The sequence below is a fragment of the Roseateles sp. P2_H4 genome, from assembly GCF_056403315.1.
Map to the genome: position 1 here is coordinate 97883 of NZ_JBFUFR010000004.1, position 20486 is coordinate 118368.

A 20486-nucleotide genomic window follows, 5' to 3' on the forward strand; every position below is an offset into this window, starting at 1 on the left:
GGTGGGTGTCTCCGGTTCATTCTTCTTGGGGAATCACGGGCCAGCCATCGTCGGACCAGCTCAGGCGCTTGATGCGCAGATGCGGCTTGCCGCCGCGTTCGGTGTCGTAGGCGTGGTGGACCAGCCAGTCGCCGACGACGTCCTGGTGGCCGGGGCCTTTCCAGCGCGTGCTACTTGCCAGCAATGGCGTGGCGCCCGCGTCCATCATGTCCTTGCCGTCGCGGTCGAGATAAGGGCCTGTGACGCTGCGGGCGCGGCCGACGCGGATGTTGTAGCTGCTGTCGGCGCCGCGGCAGCACAGGTCGTAGGAGGCGAACAGATAGACCCAGTCGCCGTGACGCGCGATGGTCGGCGCCTCGATGCCGCCCTTGCGGCGGGCGATGAAGCGGGTCTCGCCGATGGGGCGCAGCGTATCGACGCTCAGTTCGGTCAGGCGGATGCCGCCCCAGAAGGAGCCGTAGCTCAGCCAGAGCTTGCCGTCGCGCTCGACAAACAGGTCGGGGTCGATGGCGTTGAAGTTGTCGGTCGCCGTGCTCTGCACGATGAGGCCTTCGTCACGCCAGTCGCCGTCAGGCTTGTCGCTGCTGGCCAGGCCGATGGCCGATCGGTTCTTGCCGAAGGTGGAGATGGAATACAGAACCCAGGTGCGGCCGCGATGCTGGAAGAGCTTGGGCGCCCAGACATCCAGGCCCTTGTGCTCGGGCACGGCGTCGGCCCACCAGGCGGGTGCTTCACCGAACGCCGGCGCCAGACGGCGCCAGGTCTTGCCGGCGTCGGTGGACTCCAGCCGCTGCAGGCCTCGGCCGGTCGTGAAGACGAACCAGCGCTCGCCCAGGATCAGCAGCGTCGGGTCATGGGCGCCGGGTTCGGCCTCCTGCGCGCGTGCCGGAGCGGCCAGGCACAGCGCGAGCAGCGCTGCGAACAGCGCACGCATCACTTGCCCCAGCGCAGAACCAGKGGRTCGAGGCGTTTGGCGGCGTCGAGCAGGCCCGCGCGCACTTCGGGGCTCATCTCGGGGAAGGGGTGGCGCGGCGCATCGCTGTTGATGACGCCGCCTTCCTTCATCAGCGCCTTGGCGGTCAGGATGCCGCCCTGGCGGTTCTCGTAGTTGATCAGCGGCAGCCAGCGGCCGTACTGGACGACGGCCTCCTCGCGATCACCGGCGTGGAAGGCGTCGAAGATCTTGCGGATGCCGTCGGGGAAGCCACCGCCCGTCATCGCACCGGTGGCGCCGGCGTCCAGGTCGGCCAGCAGCGTGATGGCTTCCTCGCCGTCCCACGGGCCTTCGATGGCCGCGCCGCCGACGCGGATCAGTTCGCGCATCTTGCTGGYGGCCTGCGGCATCTCCAGCTTGAAGTACTTCACGTTGGCGATGTTGGCCGCCATGCGCGCGAGGAAGGGCACCGACAGCGGCGTGCCGGCCACCGGGGCGTCCTGGATCATGATGGGAATCGAGATCGCATCGGACAGGCGCTGGTAGAAGCTCTCGATCTGGCCTTCGGACACGCGGAAGGTGGCGCCGTGATACGGCGGCATGACCATGACCATGGCCGCGCCCAACGCTTCAGCCAACTGGCTGCGCTCGATGCAGATCTGCGTCGAGTAATGCGTCGTCGTGACGATGACGGGCACGCGGCCGGCCACGTGCTCGAGGATGGCCCGGGTCAGCATCTCGCGCTCGGCGTCAGCCAGCACGAACTGCTCGGAGAAGTTGGCGAGGATGCACAGGCCGGTGGAGCCGGCGTCGATCATGAAGTCGACGCAGCGCAACTGGCCGGGGACGTCCAGCGTGCCGTCGGCGTGGAAGATGGTCGGAACGACGGGGAAGACGCCGCGGTAGGGGCGGCTGGTGGAGGCGCTCATGTTGGGGCCCTTGTCTCTGGGAAGTTGAATGCAGGCGCCGGCGGGCGGCGCCCGGCCAGCTGTCTTCGCCGGCATTGGTCGCCATTAAAGTATGACTATTTATGCGAGATCATTGGGGTTAACCCGGAATTTGTCGACTTTGCAAACAAATAAGTATGACTAATAATCTCACCACCGCCAGGCCAAAGCAGCCGGGCCGCCTATCGCAGGAGACAGTCTGATGAGTTCTTACGCCCGCTACCCCAGCCTCCAGGACCGGGGCGTGCTGATCACCGGCGGGGCCACCGGCATCGGCGAAACCTTGGTGGAGACCTTTGCTGAACAGGGCGCCAAGGTGGCCTTCATCGACCTGGCGGCCGACGAAGGCAAGGCGCTCGCGGCACGTCTTGCTGGCTCGCGCCATGCACCGCAATTCGCTGCGGCCGACCTGAGCAACGTCGAGTCCCTGCGCGGCGCCATCGCTGCCCTGCGCGAGCGCAGCGGCCCCTTCACCGTGCTGCTGAACAACGCCGCCAACGACAAGCGCCACGCCGTCGAAGAGACGACACCCGAGTTCTGGGACGCCAGCGTCGCCGTCAACCTCAAGCACCAGTTCTTCACCGCCCAGGCCGTGCTGGCCGACATGCAGGCGGCCGGCGGCGGGTCCATCATCAACTTCGGCTCCATCAGCTGGATGCTCAAGCAGGGCGGCATGCCGGCATACACGGCGAGCAAGGCCGCGGCGCAAGGCCTCACGCGTTGCCTGGCGCGCGACTTCGGACCGCACAAGATCCGCGTCAACACGCTGGTGCCCGGCTGGGTCATGACCGAGAAGCAGTTGAAGCTCTGGGTCACCGAAGAGACCAAGAAGGAAATCGCCAAGGGCCAGTGCATCAACGAGCCGCTGATGCCGCAGCACATCGCCTCGATGGCGCTGTTCCTCGCCGCTGACGACAGCGCCATGTGCACGGCGCAGGACTTCATCGTCGACGGCGGCTGGGTATGAGCGCCGCGCCGGGCCGCCCCAAGCAAGCTCGCTCCCGCTTGGCGGGACAGGCCGCAGGCCGAAAGGTGCACCAATGAGCATGGACTGCCGCGAATACGGCCGCCTGCCCGATGGCCGGCTGGTGCATGAATACACCCTCAGCAACGGCCTCGGCCTGAAGCTGACCGCCATCACGCTGGGCGGCATCGTCACCGGCCTGTGGACGCCCGATGCGAAAGGCACCCCAGGGAACGTCGTGCTCGGCTTCGACAATCTCGACGACTACGTCCACCGCAACCCGTCCTTCGGCATCATCGTCGGCCGCTACGGCAACCGCATTGCCGGCGCCAGCTTCGAGCTGGATGGCCAGGCCCACGCGCTGGGCCGCAACGACGGACCCAACTGCCTGCACGGTGGACCCGAGGGCTTCGGTCATCGCCTCTGGCAGGCCACGCCCGCCGAGCCACGCGCGGGTGAGGCCGCGGCGCTGCGCCTGAGCTACACCAGCCCGCATGGCGAGCAAGGCTTCCCGGGCGAGCTGCGCGTCTATGTGCGCTACTCGCTGAGCGCCACCGACAACAGCTGGCGCATCGACTACGAGGCGACGACCGACCGCGCCACCGTCGTCAACCTGACCCACCACGACTACTTCAACCTCGCCGGCGACGGCAGCGTGCTGCGCCACCGCCTGACCATCCCCGCGTCGCGCTACAGCGAGGTGGACGAGCACCTGATCCCGCAACGCCACGTGTCGGTGGAGGGCACGCCCTTCGATTTCCGCCAGTCGACGGCGATCGTGGCGCGCATTCGCCGCGCCCACCCGCAGCTGTTGATCGGCAAGGGCTATGACCACAACTGGCTGCTCGACGGCGAGCTGGGTGCCGAGGGCGTGCGCCCGGCGGCGACGCTGGAGGACCCGCATTCCGGCCGCCGCATGGTGGTGCTGACCAGCGAGCCGGCCCTGCAGTTCTACTCGGGCAACTTCCTCGACGGCAGCCTGGCCGGCCCCGGTGGCCGCGTCTACCGCCAGGGCGACGGCCTGTGCCTGGAGACCCAGCACAACCCCGACTCACCGCATCACGAAGCCAGTGCAGACTGGCCTTCCACGGTGCTGAGGCCCGGCGAGGTGTGGCGCAGCACCACAATCCATCGCTTCACGTAGGAGCGCTCCATGGACCTGCCCGCCCACCAACTGACGATGACGGTGCTGATGACACCGGACACCGCCAATTTCTCCGGCAATGTCCACGGCGGCAACATCCTCAAGCTGCTCGACCAGGTCGCCTACGCCTGCGCCAGCCGCTATGCCGGCCGCTATGTCGTCACGCTGTCGGTGGACCGCGTCATCTTCCGCCAGCCCATCCACGTCGGCGAGCTGGTCAGCTTCCTGGCCAGCATCAACATGACGGGCAGCTCGTCGATGGAAGTCGGCATCAAGGTCGTGGCCGAGAACATCCGCACTCAGGAGACGCGGCACGTCAACAGCTGCTATTTCACGATGGTGGCGGTAGGCGACGACAACAAGCCCGTGCCCGTGGCGCCGCTGCGCCCCTTCACTCCCGACGAGCGCCGCCGCCACGCCGCAGCCATCGCTCGCAAGCAGGCCCGCGCGGCCCTCGAAGCCCGATCCGATGAGTAACGCCGAACATCCCTTCACCCTCGCCCTGGCCCAGCCCAACAAGCTCGGCGAAGGCATCCAGTGGCACGCGCCCAGCGGCCGCTGGTGGTGGACCGACATCGAGGGCGCCTGCATCCACGCCTGGACGCCAGGCGCCAGCGCCGCGCTGCAGGTACGCCTGCCCGAGCGCGTCGGCTGCTTCGTGCACGCCCGCTCCGGCGCCATCATCCTGGCCATGGCCAAGCGCCTGGCCCGGCTGACGCTGCCTGACCTGCAGGCCACCGGCAGCATCGTCGCCGAGCCCGAGACCCTCGCGCCGCTCGAAACCCAGCTGCCCACCACGCGGGCCAATGACGGCCGCTGTGATCGCAGCGGCAACTTCGTCTTCGGCACGCTGGACGAAGCCAGCCCGCGCCAGCGCATCGGCAGCTTCTACCAATACTCGCTGGCCCACGGCCTGCGCCGCCTGGCGCTGGACGGCGTGGGCATCGCCAACAGCATCTGCTTCAGCCCCGACGGCCGGCGCATGCACTACTGCGACACCACCACCACGCGCATCATGGTCTGCGACTACGACGCCGACAGCGCCCGTGTCAGCGAGCCGCGCGTGTTCGTGACCAAGGAGTTCGACGACAACTGCTGGCCCGACGGCTCCATCGTCGATGCCAAGGGTTGTCTGTGGAATGCGGAGTGGGGCAATGCCGCCGTCGCCCGCTACGCGCCGGATGGCCGGCTGCTCGGCCGCTTCGGCGTGCCGGTCAGCAATGTGACCTGCCCCGCCATGGGCGGCCCGAACGGCGACCAGATCCTCGTCACGACCGCCCGCGAGGGCCTCAGCACGGCCGACCTGATGGCGCGCCCGCTGTCGGGCAGCTTGTTCGGTATGGCCGTCGAGCCGGGCCTCTATCTGCCCGACGCGCTGTTCAACGACGAATGAACACGCCGCGGAAGACGGCGCCGTCGCCATCCACGCCGGCGGCCGCCGGCAGCCCCATCAGCCGGCGCAGCAGCGGGTAGACCTCGACGTTGTCGAAGTCCGGCAGCACCCGCCCCCCGGTGAAGGCGGGGCCGGTCGCGATGAACAGCGAGTTCATCTCCGGCGCCATGTGGTCGTAGCCATGGTTGCCGCCGACGGCGGCCTTGCGGGGCCCGTTGGCCAGCACCAGCCAGCCCGGTTGGGCGAGACACAGGATCGGTGGAATGCGCGGGTTCGAACCGTAATGGAAGCGCGCCGGGATGTCGGCCTTGCGCCAGCACTGCATGTGCTCGTGCGGAACGAGCAAGGCCTTCTCGACCTGCTCTGCCATGCCGGGTAGCGGCGCGAGGCTGGCGAAGGTGCCGGTCTCGACGAGGTGGTAGAGCTTGGGATCGACCAGCTTGTCGAGCGCGATCGTGCGTTCGCTGCTGGTGGCGGCCATGCCGTGGTCCGCCACCATGACGAGATTGGCCGGTTGGGCCAGCTGCTTCAGGCCGGCCAGCAGCGCGCGGATCGCGCCGTCGACCTGGGCCACGGCCTGCGTGGTTTCCGCGCTGTCCGGACCGTAGTCATGGCCGGCGGTATCGACCTTCTCGAAGTACACCGTCACGAACTTCGGGCGGATCTCGGCGGGCCGGCGCAGCCAGTCCAGCACCGTGTTGACGCGCTGCACGTCGGTGATGGCCTGGTGGTATTGCATCCAGTCCGAGGGGCGCGTACCCTCGACCTGCTTGTGGCCGTCGACATCTTCCATGCCGCCGATGGCGACGTTGGCGCCCGGCCAGAACATGATGGCGGTGCGCACGCCGGCCTTCTCCGCATCCACCCAGATCGGCGGTGCCGCGTTCCACCACCAGGGGTCATCCGTGGCCATCGTGAAGGGCGTCTTGCGCTCGGGCGACTCCATCCGGTTGCCGACGATGCCATGGCGGTCCGGGCGCAGGCCCGTCACCAGCGTCCAGTGGTTGGGGAAGGTCTTGGTCGGAAAGGACGGGTGCATCACGCCCGAGACGCCATCGGCTGCCAGCCACGACAGCGTGGGACTCACGCCGCGTCGCAGGTAGTCCTCGCGGAAGCCGTCGATGGACACGAGGATGGTCACGGGCTGGCGCGACTCGATGGCGGTCGGTGCCTGGGTGGCGCAGCCGGTCAAGCCCAGCACGATGGCAGTCAGAAGGCCTGCGACGGCGGTGACTGCGGCGGGAAAGGGCCAGGCATCGCGAGAGGGTGTCGGCATGGGGGCGCTGAAGAAAACCGTCCTTCACTTTAGCGTCGGTCTTGTCGGCCACCATCCGCTTCCACCCCTGAAGTCGGCGCCAGCACGGGGCGGCAAAAGACGCTGGCCTCACACGGCTACATGGTCGTCAACCTCTTCAACGGCGACAGCCGCGGCCTAGCGCCGGCCGGGCTTCTGCACCCAGGCGTCCATCCAGTCGGAGCCGGACAGCACACGCCGCGAGCGCCACATCTCGTCGCGCGGCTGTGGGCTGGCGGGCGTTGCTGGCCGGGCCTGTGACGCCGGCTGGCGAGGCTCCGCAGCGGTCGCCGTGAAGCTGAACTGTTGAAGGCGTCGCATGCGACCTCCTTGGGCATCGAGACAGCACCACCGTAAGCAGTGGCGCGTCAAGAACGCATAAGGATGGCTGGCGGACTACTTGCCAATGCAAAAACTGCTGAAGATGACGCCCAGCAGCTCGTCGGCCGAAAAGGCGCCGGTGATCTCGCCCAGCGCGTCGTGGGCCAGGCGCAGCTCTTCGGCCAGCAGGTCCAGGGCCGCATCGCGCTGTTCGGCAATCGCCCGTGCCTGTTCGAGGTGTTCGGCGGTGCGGGCCAGCGCCTGAACATGCCGCTCGCGAGCGATGAACAGTCCTTCCGGCACGGCCTGCCAGCCGGCCGTCTTGAGCAGGCGCTGGCGCAAGGCCTTCAGGCCCTGGCCGGTCTTCAGGCTCAACGCGATCTCACCTTCGGGCGCCGCGGCCAGGTCGGCCTTGTTGAAGACCTGCACGATGCGGCTCGCATCGACGCTGCCCAGCCGCGCACGGATGCGCTCGTCCTCGGATTCATAGTCGGCCTGGCCGACGCGCCCCAGGTCGTGAAGGAAGAGCACGACGTCGGCATCGGCAATCGCGTCCCAGGACCGCGACACGCCGATGCGCTCGACCTCATCCGCCGTCGCGTCGCGCAAGCCCGCCGTGTCGGTGATGTGCAGGGGTACGCCTTCGATCTGGATGGTCTGGCTGACCTTGTCGCGCGTGGTGCCGGGAATGGGGGTGACGATGGCCAGCTCGGCGCCGGCCAGTGCGTTCAGCAGCGAGCTCTTGCCCACGTTGGGCTGTCCGGCGAGCACGACCTTGAGCCCGTCGCGCAGCAACGCGCCTTGGCGCGTGCGGGCCTGCACGGCCCGCAGTTGGGCGGTCAGGCGGTCCAAGCGGCCAAAGGCGTCGGCCTTGTCGAGAAAGTCGATCTCTTCCTCGGGGAAATCCAGCGTCGCCTCGACCAGCATGCGCAGCTGGATGAGCTGGTCGCGCAGCACACCCACCTCATGCGACAGCGCGCCGCCGAGCGCCCGGCTCGCGCTGCGAGCGGCGGCCTCGGTGCTGGCGTCGATGAGGTCGGCCACGGCCTCGGCCTGGGCGAGATCGAGCTTGCCGTTCAGGAAGGCGCGCTGCGTGAACTCGCCGGGTTCGGCCAGGCGCACATTGCCGCCAGCCTCGATGACCCGGGCCAGCAGCAGCTGCATGACGACCGCACCGCCATGGGCTTGCAGCTCCAGCACATGTTCACCGGTGTAGGAATGCGGCGCCGGGAAGTACAGCGCCAGGCCTTGGTCGATGGCCGCGCCCGCCGCGTCACGGAAGGGCAGATAGGTCGCCTCGCGAGCCCTGAGTGTCCGGCCGCAGACGGCGTCGATGAGCGGTGCCAGGTCTTGAGGCGACGACACGCGCACGATGCCGACGGCACCGCGCCCGGGGGCGGTGGCAATGGCGGCAATGGGGTCAGCGTGGCGAGCAAGCATGTTGTGATTGTCGGCGGCCAAAGCAAACAGCCACCCGAAGGTGGCTGTTTGCTGAATTGGCGCGGGGGAGGCTCGGTTCGGAATCTCTCGTGAGCCCCGTCCGGGCCGGTGTTCTCTGCCCCGCGAAGCTATTGAACTGCGGACGGCCCCAAGAAAAAAGCCCCCGGCTGCGGGGGCTCATCTGGGGGGTGTGAATCAGTTCACGCCCAACCGTTTGTTGATCAGCCACTGCTGGGCGATGGACAGGATGTTGTTCGTCAGCCAATACAGCACCAGGCCGGCCGGGAAGACGAAGAACATGACGCCGAAGGCCACGGGCATGATCCACATCATCTTCTGCTGCATCGGGTCGGCAGCCGGCGGATTGAGCCAGACCTGGAACAGGCTGGACGCCATCATCAGCAGCGGCAGGATGAAATAGGGGTCGCGCACCGACAGGTCGGTGATCCACAGCGTCCAGGGCGCCTGGCGCATCTCGACGGTGGACAGCAGCACCCAGTACAGGGCCATGAAGATGGGCATCTGCAGGAAGATGGGCAGGCAGCCGCCAATGGGATTGATCTTCTCCTCGCGGTAGATCTTCATCATCTCCTGCTGCATTTCCTGCGGCTTGTCCTTCATGCGCTCCTTCATCTCATTGATGCGCGGCGCGACGGCCTTCATGCGGGCCATGGACTTGTAGGCGCTGGCGTTCAGGCTGTACAGCGCGATCTTCAGCAGCAGCACGAGGGCGACGATGGTCCAGCCCCAGTTGCCGATGAAGCCATGCAGCTTGTCCAGCAGCCAGAACAGCGGCTCTGCCAGGATGGTCAGCATGCCGTAGTCCTTGACACGCTCGAGGCCCGGCGCCAGCTTGGAGAGGTTGTTCTCCTCCTGCGGGCCGGCGAACAGCGTGGCTTGCTGCGTGGCCGTCGCATCGGGTGCCAGCGTCGGCAACGTGAAGACCATGCCGGTGGCGTAGGCGTCACCGCGCACGCCGGCCTGGCCGGGCAGCTTGCGCACGAAGAACTCGCGGTTGCCAGGTTCGGTGACGAGCCAGGCGCTGGCGAAATAGTGCTGGATCATCGAGACCCAGCCGTCGTTGGCCTGCTTCTCGATGTCGACCTTGCCCTTGTCGATGTCTTCGAACTTGAGGGTGTGGAACTTGGTCTTGTCGTTGTAGACCGCCGGCCCGGTGAAGCTGGGCGTGAAGGCCGCGCCGCCGGTGACGGTACTGCCATCGCGCACCAGTTGCAGATAGACCTGGGGCGTGACCGGCGTGGCGCCGGTGTTGACGACCTCGTGGGTGACGCCAACCGTGTAGACACCACGCTTGAATGTGAAGGTCTTGATCAGCTTGACGCCGCCGACCTCGGCCGACTCCAGGCGCAGCTGGACCTGGTCCTGGCCGTCCTTGAGTTCGCGCTCACCCGCCACCGCCGTCATTGGCGTCGTGTGGGCCGGCAACGGGCCTTGGGCACTGACCAGGCCGGTCTGGGCACGGTAATGCTGGCCTTCGTTGAACAGCACGACCGGTTGAGGCGTGAACTCGGGCTTCTTCTGCAGATGCACCATCTGCAGCAGCTGGTCGGTGACCGTCGGGTCCGGCGACGTCAGGTACTTGGGCAGCTCGGCGCGGACGATGTCACCGCCCAGCGTGTCGACGGTGACCGCCAGCACATCGGTGCGAATGGTGATCTTCTCGGACGGCGCAGCCGCCGGTGCGGCGGCGGTCGTGGGCGTCTGGCCCGCGGCGGCAGTGGCCGCAGGCAGGCTGCCCGAAGCCGGGGCGCCTGGCGCCGACGACACCGTCTTGGACGCCGAGGGGCTGAACATCGAAGGATGCCCATTGTGCTTTTGCCAACCGTCCCAGAGCAGGACGAGAGACATGGTGAACACCACCCACAGCACGGTGCGGCGAATATCAGTCATTGGAAGACTCGGACGAGGAAGAGGACGCGCAGGCGCGCGCCATGGAGGGAGAGCAGATCAGCCGGGAAAACAGCCGCGGCGGATTGTCAGGCACGGGGTCATGGCCACCGTCGCAAAACGGCTGGCAGCGCAGGATGCGGTGCACGGTCAGGTAACTGCCGGCCAGCGCGCCATGTTTCTCCAGCGCCGCCAGCGAATAGCGCGAGCAGGTCGGCTCGAAACGGCAGGCGTTGCCCAGCCAGGGGCTGAGCATCAGGCGATAGCCGCGCACGACGGCCATCAGCGCGCGGGCGGGCCAGCTCGGCTTCATGCAGGCGTCCCGGTTTTCGGCGTCAGTGCACGGTCCAGCAGCTGCGCCAATTCCGCGCGGGCTGCGGCCCGTAACGCATCGGACGCTGCGCTGGGGAATTTCTGGCGATCGAACGGAGAGCGCAAGCGCACGACCCACAAGCCCGGCGGCATGCCGGGACGCTCGGCAAATGCGGCGCGGATCTGGCGCTTCAAGAGCTGGCGAGTCACCGAACGCTTGGCATGCCGCTTGGGAACGACGATGCCCACCCAGCAGCCCTCAACTTGAACTGAGGGCGCGGCGGGCGGGTTCGGTTCCACAGGGTTGTGAACAGGCTGTGGTTCGCCTGTTGATAACTCGGCTGAGGCTGTGCGTAACCTGGCGGCGTGCCAGGCGCTGGGCGCCGGATTGGCCGAGAGGTGGTGCAACGCGAAATGCGCGCTGCGAGCCCGGCTTTGTTTGCCGAGCACACGCTCGAAGTCCACCGGGCGCTGCAGCTTGCCGATCATCGGGTGCCCGGAAAGCTGACGACGCGCGGGGCGCCGTCTTCGATCAACGCGGGGCTTAGACGGCCAGGCGCTTGCGGCCCTTGGCGCGGCGAGCGGCGATGACGGCGCGGCCGCCACGCGTCTTCATGCGCACGAGGAAACCGTGGGTGCGAGCGCGGCGGGTCTTGGAGGCTTGGTAGGTACGCTTCATGGGAGACCTCTTTTGAGGGTTTGTTCAGGCTGGGCGCAGCGGTTGGCACCCGGCAAGTGGGCCGGTGCCCTGGAAGAGCGCCGGCTAAAAAGCGCATGGCGATCAAGTCGCAATGCGCGAAAACCCGGCATTACAGCAGAAGCCGCCGGCTCGGTCAATAAGTCGCCCCTCTCAAGCCGGGTTTGCCAGGGATTGACCCCCGTCCAAATTCTGTGGATAACCCACGGTTTGGGTGGTCCCGGATCCGTACAATCCGGCCGCTCGAGAACAAGTTTTCCACAATGAGCGAAGAAGAACACAGGGCGGACGGGGCAGAAGCTTTGGCAACGAGCATGAATTCGGCGGAATGGGCGTCTGACCTCTGGAGGCGGGGCTGCGAGCGCCTGGCCACGGAGCTGCCGGAGCAGCAGTTCAACACCTGGATCCGCCCCCTGCCGCCGGCCACCGTGGCCGGTGAAGACGCGGCCCTGGTGGCCACGCTCAAGGTTCCCAATCACTTCAAGCGCGACTGGATCCGTCGCCAGTACGCGGCCCGCATCGAAGCCATCCTGACCGAACTGGCGGGTCGTCCGACCCGGCTGGAGCTGGCCCTGGTGGCCCGCGAGCCCTCGGCGGCAGCCATCAGCCTGCCGGCTGCTGGCCCGGCGCCGCAGCCGCTGTCGGTGCAGGCTGTAGAGCCCAGTGCCGCCCTCAAGCCCGTCACCTCGGCACCGGCAAGCACCATCGTGCTGCCGTCGCAGGCCCCGGCTTCGGCCAAACACCGCATCAACCCGCAGCTGACGTTCGACACGCTGGTGCCCGGCCGCGCCAACCAGATGGCCCGCACGGCGGCCCTGCACGTGGCCGGCGCGCCCGGCGTCACCTACAACCCGCTGTTCATCTATGGTGGCGTCGGCCTGGGCAAGACCCATTTGATCCACGCCGTCGGCAATGCCTTGCTGAAGGACCGACCGGACGCCCGCGTGCTCTATCTGCACGCCGAGCAGTTCATCTCCGACGTCGTCAAGAACTACCAGCGCAAGACCTTCGACGAGCTCAAGGCCAAGTACCACTCGCTGGACCTGCTGCTGATCGACGATGTGCAGTTCTTCGCCGGCAAGGACCGCACGCAGGAAGAGTTCTTCAACGCCTTCGAGGCGCTGCTGGCCAAGAAGGCCCACATCATCATGACGTCGGACACCTACCCCAAGGGGCTGGTGGACATCGACGAGCGCCTCACGTCGCGCTTCGACGCCGGCCTGACGGTGGCCATCGAGCCGCCCGAGCTGGAGATGCGCGTCGCCATCCTGATCAAGAAGGCCGAGGCCGAGGGCACGCCCATGCCCGAGGACGTCGCCTTCTTCGTCGCCAAGAACGTGCGCGCCAATGTGCGCGAGCTGGAAGGCGCGCTGCGCAAGGTGCTCGCCTACGCCAAGTTCTCGCACAAGGAAATCAGCATCACGCTGGCCCGCGAGGCGCTGAAAGACCTGCTCTCCATCCAGAACCGCCAGATCGGTGTGGAGAACATCCAGAAGACGGTGGCCGACTTCTACAAGATCAAGATCGCCGACATGTACTCCAAGAAGCGTCCGGCCAGCATCGCCCGGCCGCGCCAGATTGCGATGTACCTGGCCAAGGAGATGACGCAGAAGAGCCTGCCCGAGATCGGCGAACTCTTCGGTGGCCGTGACCACACGACGGTGCTGCACGCGGTGCGCAAGATCGGTGGCGAGCGCCAGAAGAACACCGAGCTGAACCAGCAGCTGCACGTGCTGGAGCAGACGCTCAAGGGCTGATCGCCGTCAGTCCTCGCCCTCCCCATATTGGGCGAGAAAGGCCTCGGTGAACTCCGCCGAGGCGCTCAAGGTCAGCGTGACGGTGAGCCAGTCGCCCTCTTCCCGCTGCACGAGCAACTCGTGATCCCAGGCGTGGCCGTCCTCGACGGGGCCATGGCGCCGGGGGAAATGCGCGTGCGCCCAGTCCAGCACCTGCTGGGCCTCGGCCAGCACGCGGCCATGCTCCTCGACGCGCGTCGAGGCCATGGCCTCCAAGGTGGCGATGCCGTCGTCGCCGTCGCTGAAATCGAAGATCAGATAGCGCATCGCAGCGCAGGCTAACTCAGTCCAGCGCGTAGATCCGCAACGCGCCTATCTCCTGACGGGACCAGGTGCTGCGCAGGCCGAACCAGCCTTGCTTCAGCGGGCTCGCATCGCGATGCTCGAAGAAGAGCTGGCCGTCGATATAGACCGCCGAGCGGCCGTCCTTGACCAGCGTCTGGACGAGGTAGTCATGGTTGGGCTTCAGGAGGTGGTCGGCATCCAGCCTCTCCTGCAGCAGCACGCGCTGGCCGTCGCCGTATTTGCGCAGCCGCGTGCTGGTGTTGCTGTTGCCGCCAATGCCGAAGTAATAGAGGCTGAGACCGTCATAGGACTCGAAGGCGCCATTGCGGCCGAGAGGCGAGCCGCCGTCGGCGCTGGTCGCCATCCAGAACTGGTTGAGATCGCTGAGCCTGTCGTTGGCGCCGCCCTGCACGACGACGCGGCGTCGGTATTCGATGAGGAGATTGCCGCTGAGGCGCCGGTTCAGCCAGACGGTCACGCCGCCGGCCGTGTCCAGCACCAGGCGACCCTCGCGCGCGACGACCGTCGAACCGGGCTTGGCCTCGATCTCGGCGACCCAGGTCTTGGCGTCCAACGGCTGCGCGAAGTCGTCGCTGAAGATCAGCCGGCCGCGCTCGCCCAACGACGCAGGATCGGCCACCGCAGCACCGCACAGGGCCCACAGCAGCAGAGCGCGGCGCAGGGGCTTCAAGGCTTGCAACCGGGCGACGGGTTGGCGGCCGGGCCCGCCTTCGTCTGCGCGATCGGCGCCTCGATCGTGCCATCGGGCTTGTAGCGCAGCTCCTCGATCGCCACCGAGCGCCGGTACTCGCCACCGCCCGGCAGCTCCGCGTTGTGATAAACGATATAGCTCTTGCCGTTGAAGTCGAAGATGGCCTGGTGGATGGTGGGCGTCTTCAGGTTCTTGGCCATGATGACGCCGCGCGGCGTCCAGGGGCCGGTGGCTGACGGCCCGGTCAGGTAGGCGGTCTGCTCGGGGAAGAACTCCGAGTAGCTCAGGTAGTAGATGCCGCCGTGCTTGTGCAGATAGGGCGCCTCGACGAAATCCTTCATCGCCAGCACCTGGATAGGCCCGTCCAGCTCGGTCATGTTGGCCTTGAGCTTGGCGTACTTCAGTACCGTGTTGCCCCAGTACAGCCAGGCCTGGCCGTCATCGTCGACGAACACCGTCGGGTCGATGTYGTCCCAGGCAATGTCGGTCTGCTTCGTCATGTCGTTGGTGACGAGCGCCGAGCCGCGCGCATCCCTGAACGGGCCGGTCGGCGAATCGGACACCGCCACGCCGATGGCGAAGCCGGGGACGCTGGCGTGCTCCACCGTCGAGTAGAACCAGTATTTGCCGTCGCGCTTGACGACGTCGGACGCCCAGGCGCGAGCCTTGGCCCAGGTGAAGGTCTTGACGTTCAACGGCGCGCCGTGGTCCTGCCACTGCGCCATGTCGCAGCTGGAGAAGACCCGCCACTCGTGCATGACGAAGTCCTTGCCGCCCACGGGCGCTTCGTCGCGCCCGGCATAGATATAGACGCGGCCCCCGTCGACGAGAACAGCGGGGTCGGCCGTGTAGAGATGAGGGAAGAGCGGGTTGGCGGCCTGGGCGGCGCCCAAGGTCAGCAGCAAGGCGGCCGCGGCCATCTTCTTCAACATCACGCTTGGGCTTTCTTCAGGGACAACAGGCGCTGCACGGCGCAGAAGACGAAGAGCAGGGCGCCGATGACGATCTTGGTCCACCAGGAGCTGAGCGTGCCGTCGAAGGCGATCAGCGTCTGGATGAGACCGAGGACGAGGACACCGGACAGAGCGCCGGCCACATAGCCATAACCCCCCGTCAGCACGGTGCCACCGATGACGACGGCGGCGATGGCGTCCAGCTCCACGCCCTGGGCATGCTGACCGTAGCCACTGAGCATGTAGAAGGCGAACAGCAGGCCGGCCAGCGAAGCGCAGAAGCCGCTCAGGCCATAGACGGCGACCTTGGTGCGGCCCACGGCCAGGCCCATCATCAGCGCCGAGGCTTCGCTGCCGCCCAGCGCATAGACCGTGCGGCCAAAGGCCGTGCAATGCGCGATCCACAGGCCGGCGGCGAGCATGGCGAGAGCGATCAGCGCACCCGGCGACAGGAAGGCCCCGGCGAATAGCGGGACCTGCGTCTGCGACAGCGTGACGAACAGCGGCGCGTCGATGGTGATGCTGTCCACGCTGATCAGAAAGCACAGGCCGCGCGCCAGGAACATGCCGGCCAAGGTGACGATGAAGGCCTGCAGCTTGAAGACGTGGATGATCAGCCCCTGCAGCGCGCCAAAGGCCGCGCCACCGAGCAGCACGACGACGATGACCAGCTCGGCCGGCCACTGCGCCACCTGCAGCAGCCAGGCGGCGACCATGGTCGTCAGCGCCAGCACCGAGCCGACCGACAGGTCGATGCCGCCGGACAGGATGACGAAGCTCATGCCGACGGCGATGACGAGCAGGAAGGCGTTGTCGATCAGCAGGTTGAGGACGACCTGCGTGGAGCCGAAGCCCGTGTAGCTGCTGGCGCCGACGATGAAGAGCAGTGCCATCAGCACGACGCTGACCCAGCTGGTGAACGACGGRGCGGAAAGAAGTCGCTTCATGCCTTCCTCCACGTCGACCAGGCCGAAGACTGCGAGATGCAGACCGCAAACACGACGACGGCCTTGACGACCATGGTGACCTGGGGCGGCACGCCCATGGCATAGATGGTGGATGTCAGCGTCTGGATGATCAAAGCGCCGATGAGGCTCCCGGCCAGACTGAACTTGCCGCCGCTGAGCTGCCCACCGCCTAGGGTGACGGCCAGGATGGCGTCCAGTTCCAGCAGCAGGCCGGCATTGTTGGCGTCGGCGCTCTTGATGTTGGACGAGATCATCAATCCCGCAAGGCCGGCGCCGAGGCTGCAGTAGACGTAGACGAAGAACACGATGGCCGCGGTGCGCACGCCGGCGAGCCGCGCGGCGACGGGGTTGATGCCGACCGTCTGGATGAAGAGGCCCAGGGCCGTGCGCTTCATCAGCAGGGCCGTCAGGCCACCGACCGTCGCCACGACGAAGAGAGACACCGGCAGGCCGAGCAGGTAGCCGCCGCCGAGCCAGAAGAAGCTGGCCGGCTCGTAGACGGTGATGATCTGCCCATCGGTCAGCAGCTGGGCCAGGCCGCGGCCGGCGACCATCAGGATCAGCGTCGCGATGATGGGCTGCAGGCCCAGGGCCGACACCAGCAGGCCGTTCCACAGGCCGCAAAGCAGCGCGGCGCCGAGTGCCGCGGCGAAAGCGATGGCCAGGCCATGCGAGCCGACCAGCACGCAGCCCACAGTGCCGGCGATGGCGACGACGGCGCCCACCGACACGTCGATGCCGCGCGTGGCGATGACCAGCGTCATGCCCATGGCCGCCAGCATCAGCGGCGCGGCGCGATGCAGGATGTCGACCAGGCTGCCGTAGAGGTGGCCGTCCTTGACCTCGAGATGCAGAAAGCCCGGCACGAAGACGGCTGCAGCGGCGAGCAGCAGGGCCAACGCGGCGAGGGGCCGCGCGAGCGGATGGCGCCAGAAGGGCGGTGCCGGTGCGCGGGGCGTGGGCATGGGGAGGGCGGCTTCTTTCATGCAGATTCTGCGGCGATGACCTCGAGCACGCTGCGCTCGTCCAGCTCGCCGCGGCGGTATTCGCCCGCGGCGCGGCGGTCGCGCAGCACGAGCAGGCGGTCGCTGCAGTGCAGGACTTCGGGCAGCTCGGAGGAGATGAAGACGATGGCCATGCCGCCACCCTCCTCAGCTGTGCCGCGGGCCAGGGCGAGGACCATGTCCATCAGGTCTTCCTTGGCGCGCACGTCAATGCCGCGGGTGGGCTCGTCGAGGATGAGGACGGCCGGCTTGGTCGCCAGCCAACGCGCCAGCAGGGCCTTCTGCTGGTTACCGCCGCTGAGCTGGCCAATGGGCGTGTCGGCGCTCGGTGTCTTGATGCCCAGGCGCTGGATGTAGTCGTCGGCCAGGGCCTGCTGCTGCTCACGGCTCATGACCAGGCGCAGGCCGTGGCGGGCTTGCAGCGCGAGCAGGATGTTGTCGCGCACCGAGAGCTCCAGGATGGCGCCCTCGTGCTTGCGGTCCTCGGAGCAGAAGGCGACGCCGGCAGCAATGGCCTGGCGCGGCGAATGCCAGCGGCCGCTGTGGTTACCGGTCTCTACATGGCCCGCGTCGGCCGCGTCGGCGCCGAACAGCAGGCGCGCCGCCTCGGTGCGGCCCGAGCCGAGCAGGCCGGCCAGGCCCAGCACCTCGCCGCGCTTGAGCTCCAGGTCCAGCGGGTGCAGCGCGCCGCGCCGACCCAGCCCTTGCGCGCTCAGCACAGGGGCACCGGTTTCCGAGGCGCGGCTGTCCAGGCGGGTGGGCTGCTGGTCGGGCGGCGCGCCCACCATCTTGTTGACCAGGGCCAGGCGGCTCAGGTCGGCGGCCAGGTATTCACCCTCGGTCTCGCCGTTGCGCATCACCGTGATGCGGTCGGCCAGCGCATAGGTCTGGTCGAGGAAATGGGTGACGAAGAGGATGGCCAGGCCCTGGTCGCGCAGGCGGCGCAGCACCGTGAAGAGGCGCTGCACGGCCGCGTCGTCCAGGCTGGACGTGGGCTCGTCGAGGATGAGCACGCGCGCCGAGATGCGCAGCGCGCGGGCGATGGCCACCATCTGCTGCACGGACAGCGAGCAGCGCGACAGCGGTGCGGTCACGTCGATGTCGAGGTCCATCTGCGCCAGCACGCGCCTGGCCTCCGCGTTGACCGCGGCCCAGTCGATGCGGCCCCCACTCAGCCAAGATTTGCGCGGAAAGCGCCCGGCGCAGATGTTCTCCGCCACGCTGAGGTTGGGGCAGAGGTTGACCTCCTGGTAGACGGTGCGGATGCCGAGGTCCTGCGCGTCTTCGGTGCGCTTGGGCGCGATGGCCTTGCCGTCCAGCGTGATCGTGCCGGCATCGGGTTGATACAGCCCCGTCAGCACCTTGATCAGCGTCGACTTGCCGGCGCCGTTCTGGCCCATCAGCGCATGGACTTCGCCGGGGAAGAGACGCAGGCTGACATCGCTGAGCGCCTTGACGCCCGGGAAGCCCTTGTGGATGCCGGACAGCGCCAGCACCGGGGTACTGGTGATTGGGAGATTCATGTCTGCACTCTCATGCCTCGTCGCTTGCAAGCGACGAGTCCTTCGGCAGGCGTCGGACAGGACGCAGGTCCTGTCCTCGGTCCGGCCTCAGTACTTCCGGTTCGGCAATTCCTTGGCGGCGACATCGGCCGTGTAGACGCCCTCGGTCACCGTGATGCGCTTCTCCACCGGCTTCTTGGCGACGATGTCCTTGGCCAGCTGCATCAGCTGCGGGCCGAGCAGCGGGTTGCACTCGACGGTCACGTTGAGCTTGCCCGCCTTCATGGCCTCGAAGGCGCCGCGCACGCCGTCGATGGAGACGATGGCGATGTCCTGGCCCGGCTTCAGGCCGGCTTCCTCGATCGCCTGGATGGCGCCGATGGCCATGTCGTCGTTGTGGGCGAACAGGATGTCGATCTTCTTGTCGCGGGCCTTCAGGAAGGCCTCCATGACCTCCTTGCCCTTGGCGCGCGTGAACTCGCCGGACTGGGAGCGGATGATCTGCAACTTGGCATTGGCCTTGATGACTTCTTCAAAGCCCTTCTTGCGGTCGATGGCCGGGGCCGAGCCCACGGTGCCCTGCAGCTCGACGATGTTCAGGGCGCCACCGGGTGCCTTGGCGGCGCGCTCCAGCACCCAGCGGCCGGCCTTGCGGCCTTCCTCGACGAAGTCGGAACCGATGAAAGTGACGTAGAGCGACGGATCGGCCACCTTGACGGCGCGGTCGGTCAGGATGACGGGGATGCCCGCCGTCTTGGCTTCCTTGAGCACCGTGTCCCAGCCACTTTCCACGACCGGCGAGAAGGCGATGACGTCGACCTTCTGCGCGATATAGCTGCGGATGGCCTTGACCTGGTTCTCCTGCTTCTGCTGCGCGTCGGCGAACTTCAGCGTGATGCCGGCCTCCTTGGCCGCGGCCTTCACGGAAGCGGTATTGGCCGTGCGCCATTCGCTCTCGGCACCGACCTGGGAGAAGCCCATGACGAGGGGGGCGGCGAGGGCCGCGAAGGCCGGGGTCAGCAAAGCGGCGGCCAGCAGGCTGCGGCGCAAGATATTCATGTCTGTCTCCGTATCGGTCTTGTGACGGGTCATCGTAGGAAGGCGAGCGATGCGCGACCAATGACATTTCTCGGCAAATACATGCCGAAATCGGTATGCCTAGTCCCTCAGCCCCAGGGAAACGATACGGGCGTGCTCGCCGCTGCGGCGCAGCTTGTCCAAACTTTCATCGAAACGAGCGATCAGCGCGCGCTGCTGGGCCGATTTGTTGAAGGCCAGATAGGTCGGGTTCTCGGTCAGCGGGTTGGGCAATGCCCGCACCGACGGGAACTCGCCGGTAGCCAGCAGCGTGTCGCCGGACTGTTCGATGGCCACCGCCACGTCCAGGAAGCCGCGCTCCAGCTTGCCGAAGTTCTGCGAGTCCGACGACACCGGCTCGGCCATGAACAGGCCGGCACGGCTGGCGGCGTCGAAGCTGTCGCCATAGCTCCAGCCGCGCAGCACGCCCACGCGCAGGCCGCGCAGATCGTCGATGCGGTCGAACAGCCGCAGGCCGCCGCGGCGGGTGTAGACCTTGATGGTCTCGACATGCAGGGCCTGGCTGAAGTCGTGGCGAGCCTGGCGCTCGGCCGTGGCGTAGATGCCGCCGACGCCATGCTCGGCCCGGTCCAGCCCGACCAGCGCGCGCGGCCAGGGCAGGCAGGCCAGGCGCAGGGGCACGTCCAGGCGCGTGAACAGCGTGCGCAGCAGTAGCGGGTAGACGCCGTGCGGCTGGCCGTCACGGTCGGCGTACATGAAGGGCGGGTTCTGTGCGTCGAGGGCGATGACGACTTCGGAAGGCGAGGCGCCTGCGGCGAGGGGTGTGGCGGCGAGGGCGAGGCAGTTGCGTCGGGTCAGCGGCATGGGGGCAGTG

General features: G+C 67.4%; 22 protein-coding genes. 5 read left to right on the top strand and 17 right to left on the bottom strand.

Annotated elements, in window-relative coordinates; translation table 11 throughout:
* Window positions 1–16: 16 nt before the first annotated feature.
* Window positions 17–934, bottom strand: coding sequence for an arabinan endo-1,5-alpha-L-arabinosidase (locus tag AC1DW3_RS04390; RefSeq protein WP_477928941.1), 918 nt, complete (start codon window positions 932–934; stop codon window positions 17–19).
* Window positions 934–1863, bottom strand: a complete 930-nt coding sequence (locus AC1DW3_RS04395) for a dihydrodipicolinate synthase family protein (protein ID WP_477928943.1) — start codon at window positions 1861–1863, stop codon at window positions 934–936. Before AC1DW3_RS04395 ends, AC1DW3_RS04390 begins: the two co-directional genes overlap by 1 nt.
* Before the next feature lie 220 nt (window positions 1864–2083).
* Between AC1DW3_RS04395 and AC1DW3_RS04400 the strand changes: the two genes are divergently transcribed.
* The 4 genes from AC1DW3_RS04400 to AC1DW3_RS04415 all read left to right on the top strand — a co-directional run bounded on the left by AC1DW3_RS04400 (window position 2084) and on the right by AC1DW3_RS04415 (window position 5382).
* On the top strand, window positions 2084–2848 hold the full coding sequence (locus AC1DW3_RS04400; RefSeq protein WP_477928945.1) for an SDR family NAD(P)-dependent oxidoreductase: 765 nt from the start codon (window positions 2084–2086) through the stop codon (window positions 2846–2848).
* A 73-nt stretch (window positions 2849–2921) separates the two neighbouring features.
* Complete coding sequence (locus AC1DW3_RS04405) at window positions 2922–3989, top strand: aldose epimerase family protein (protein WP_477928947.1); 1068 nt, start codon at window positions 2922–2924, stop codon at window positions 3987–3989.
* A 9-nt stretch (window positions 3990–3998) separates the two neighbouring features.
* Window positions 3999–4466, top strand: coding sequence for an acyl-CoA thioesterase (locus AC1DW3_RS04410; protein WP_477928949.1), 468 nt, complete (start codon window positions 3999–4001; stop codon window positions 4464–4466).
* A complete protein-coding gene (locus AC1DW3_RS04415; protein ID WP_477928951.1) occupies window positions 4459–5382 on the top strand; it encodes an SMP-30/gluconolactonase/LRE family protein in 924 nt (307 codons plus the stop codon). The genes AC1DW3_RS04410 and AC1DW3_RS04415 overlap by 8 nt, the downstream gene beginning before the upstream one ends.
* Here the strand turns inward: AC1DW3_RS04415 and AC1DW3_RS04420 are convergent.
* From AC1DW3_RS04420 to rpmH, 7 genes are all read right to left on the bottom strand, one after another.
* A complete protein-coding gene (locus tag AC1DW3_RS04420; RefSeq protein WP_477928953.1) occupies window positions 5369–6658 on the bottom strand; it encodes an alkaline phosphatase family protein in 1290 nt (429 codons plus the stop codon). The two genes, AC1DW3_RS04415 and AC1DW3_RS04420, sit on opposite strands and share 14 nt — an antisense overlap.
* Before the next feature lie 156 nt (window positions 6659–6814).
* The gene (locus AC1DW3_RS04425; RefSeq protein ID WP_477928955.1) at window positions 6815–6997 is read right to left on the bottom strand and encodes a hypothetical protein; all 183 of its coding nucleotides are present in this window, start codon (window positions 6995–6997) and stop codon (window positions 6815–6817) included.
* A 75-nt stretch (window positions 6998–7072) separates the two neighbouring features.
* Window positions 7073–8437: a tRNA uridine-5-carboxymethylaminomethyl(34) synthesis GTPase MnmE gene (gene mnmE / locus AC1DW3_RS04430; protein WP_477928957.1), complete on the bottom strand. Its 1365-nt coding sequence runs from the start codon at window positions 8435–8437 to the stop codon at window positions 7073–7075.
* A gap of 195 nt (window positions 8438–8632) precedes the next feature.
* Window positions 8633–10348 carry a membrane protein insertase YidC gene (gene yidC, locus AC1DW3_RS04435; RefSeq protein WP_477928959.1) on the bottom strand — a complete coding sequence of 572 codons (1716 nt, stop codon included), beginning with the start codon at window positions 10346–10348 and terminating at the stop codon, window positions 8633–8635.
* Window positions 10341–10658 (bottom strand): membrane protein insertion efficiency factor YidD, encoded by a 318-nt coding sequence (yidD, locus tag AC1DW3_RS04440; RefSeq protein WP_477928961.1) that lies wholly within the window; start codon window positions 10656–10658, stop codon window positions 10341–10343. The genes yidC and yidD overlap by 8 nt, the downstream gene beginning before the upstream one ends.
* Window positions 10655–11146 (bottom strand): ribonuclease P protein component, encoded by a 492-nt coding sequence (locus AC1DW3_RS04445; RefSeq protein ID WP_477928963.1) that lies wholly within the window; start codon window positions 11144–11146, stop codon window positions 10655–10657. Before AC1DW3_RS04445 ends, yidD begins: the two co-directional genes overlap by 4 nt.
* Before the next feature lie 55 nt (window positions 11147–11201).
* Complete coding sequence (gene rpmH / locus AC1DW3_RS04450) at window positions 11202–11336, bottom strand: 50S ribosomal protein L34 (RefSeq protein WP_054021782.1); 135 nt, start codon at window positions 11334–11336, stop codon at window positions 11202–11204.
* A 332-nt stretch (window positions 11337–11668) separates the two neighbouring features.
* On the opposite strand from rpmH, the gene dnaA reads away from it, so the two are divergent.
* Entirely contained in the window at window positions 11669–13111 is a 1443-nt protein-coding gene (dnaA, locus tag AC1DW3_RS04455; RefSeq protein WP_477928965.1) for a chromosomal replication initiator protein DnaA, read from the top strand.
* A gap of 6 nt (window positions 13112–13117) precedes the next feature.
* On the opposite strand, the gene AC1DW3_RS04460 is transcribed toward dnaA, so the two are convergent.
* The 8 genes from AC1DW3_RS04460 to AC1DW3_RS04495 all read right to left on the bottom strand — a co-directional run bounded on the left by AC1DW3_RS04460 (window position 13118) and on the right by AC1DW3_RS04495 (window position 20476).
* Complete coding sequence (locus AC1DW3_RS04460; protein ID WP_477928967.1) at window positions 13118–13417, bottom strand: hypothetical protein; 300 nt, start codon at window positions 13415–13417, stop codon at window positions 13118–13120.
* Window positions 13418–13433: 16 nt separating this feature from the next.
* Window positions 13434–14126, bottom strand: coding sequence for a DUF6250 domain-containing protein (locus AC1DW3_RS04465; RefSeq protein ID WP_477928969.1), 693 nt, complete (start codon window positions 14124–14126; stop codon window positions 13434–13436).
* Window positions 14123–15079: a glycoside hydrolase family 43 protein gene (locus AC1DW3_RS04470; RefSeq protein ID WP_477928971.1), complete on the bottom strand. Its 957-nt coding sequence runs from the start codon at window positions 15077–15079 to the stop codon at window positions 14123–14125. Before AC1DW3_RS04470 ends, AC1DW3_RS04465 begins: the two co-directional genes overlap by 4 nt.
* On the bottom strand, window positions 15079–16047 hold the full coding sequence (gene yjfF / locus AC1DW3_RS04475) for a galactofuranose ABC transporter, permease protein YjfF (protein WP_477928973.1): 969 nt from the start codon (window positions 16045–16047) through the stop codon (window positions 15079–15081). Before yjfF ends, AC1DW3_RS04470 begins: the two co-directional genes overlap by 1 nt.
* Window positions 16044–17033 carry an ABC transporter permease gene (locus tag AC1DW3_RS04480; protein WP_477928975.1) on the bottom strand — a complete coding sequence of 330 codons (990 nt, stop codon included), beginning with the start codon at window positions 17031–17033 and terminating at the stop codon, window positions 16044–16046. Before AC1DW3_RS04480 ends, yjfF begins: the two co-directional genes overlap by 4 nt.
* Window positions 17034–17050: 17 nt before the next feature.
* Window positions 17051–18595, bottom strand: coding sequence for a sugar ABC transporter ATP-binding protein (locus AC1DW3_RS04485; RefSeq protein WP_477928977.1), 1545 nt, complete (start codon window positions 18593–18595; stop codon window positions 17051–17053).
* Window positions 18596–18682: 87 nt separating this feature from the next.
* On the bottom strand, window positions 18683–19633 hold the full coding sequence (locus AC1DW3_RS04490) for an ABC transporter substrate-binding protein (protein WP_477928979.1): 951 nt from the start codon (window positions 19631–19633) through the stop codon (window positions 18683–18685).
* Window positions 19634–19732: 99 nt separating this feature from the next.
* Window positions 19733–20476, bottom strand: a complete 744-nt coding sequence (locus AC1DW3_RS04495) for a substrate-binding periplasmic protein (RefSeq protein WP_477928980.1) — start codon at window positions 20474–20476, stop codon at window positions 19733–19735.
* Between the last annotated feature and the right edge of the window lie 10 nt (window positions 20477–20486).

Coding starts and splice junctions, on each gene's coding strand:
- AC1DW3_RS04390 (WP_477928941.1), bottom strand. CDS start 934: ATGCGTGCGCTGTTCGCAGCGCTGCTCGCGCTGTGCCTGGCCGCTCCG.
- AC1DW3_RS04415 (WP_477928951.1), top strand. CDS start 4,459: ATGAGTAACGCCGAACATCCCTTCACCCTCGCCCTGGCCCAGCCCAAC.
- AC1DW3_RS04400 (WP_477928945.1), top strand. CDS start 2,084: ATGAGTTCTTACGCCCGCTACCCCAGCCTCCAGGACCGGGGCGTGCTG.
- AC1DW3_RS04425 (WP_477928955.1), bottom strand. CDS start 6,997: ATGCGACGCCTTCAACAGTTCAGCTTCACGGCGACCGCTGCGGAGCCT.
- AC1DW3_RS04445 (WP_477928963.1), bottom strand. CDS start 11,146: ATGATCGGCAAGCTGCAGCGCCCGGTGGACTTCGAGCGTGTGCTCGGC.
- AC1DW3_RS04405 (WP_477928947.1), top strand. CDS start 2,922: ATGAGCATGGACTGCCGCGAATACGGCCGCCTGCCCGATGGCCGGCTG.
- AC1DW3_RS04460 (WP_477928967.1), bottom strand. CDS start 13,417: ATGCGCTATCTGATCTTCGATTTCAGCGACGGCGACGACGGCATCGCC.
- mnmE (WP_477928957.1), bottom strand. CDS start 8,437: ATGCTTGCTCGCCACGCTGACCCCATTGCCGCCATTGCCACCGCCCCC.
- AC1DW3_RS04485 (WP_477928977.1), bottom strand. CDS start 18,595: ATGAATCTCCCAATCACCAGTACCCCGGTGCTGGCGCTGTCCGGCATC.
- AC1DW3_RS04490 (WP_477928979.1), bottom strand. CDS start 19,633: ATGAATATCTTGCGCCGCAGCCTGCTGGCCGCCGCTTTGCTGACCCCG.
- AC1DW3_RS04410 (WP_477928949.1), top strand. CDS start 3,999: ATGGACCTGCCCGCCCACCAACTGACGATGACGGTGCTGATGACACCG.
- AC1DW3_RS04480 (WP_477928975.1), bottom strand. CDS start 17,033: ATGCCCACGCCCCGCGCACCGGCACCGCCCTTCTGGCGCCATCCGCTC.
- dnaA (WP_477928965.1), top strand. CDS start 11,669: ATGAATTCGGCGGAATGGGCGTCTGACCTCTGGAGGCGGGGCTGCGAG.
- AC1DW3_RS04420 (WP_477928953.1), bottom strand. CDS start 6,658: ATGCCGACACCCTCTCGCGATGCCTGGCCCTTTCCCGCCGCAGTCACC.
- AC1DW3_RS04495 (WP_477928980.1), bottom strand. CDS start 20,476: ATGCCGCTGACCCGACGCAACTGCCTCGCCCTCGCCGCCACACCCCTC.
- yidD (WP_477928961.1), bottom strand. CDS start 10,658: ATGAAGCCGAGCTGGCCCGCCCGCGCGCTGATGGCCGTCGTGCGCGGC.
- rpmH (WP_054021782.1), bottom strand. CDS start 11,336: ATGAAGCGTACCTACCAAGCCTCCAAGACCCGCCGCGCTCGCACCCAC.
- yidC (WP_477928959.1), bottom strand. CDS start 10,348: ATGACTGATATTCGCCGCACCGTGCTGTGGGTGGTGTTCACCATGTCT.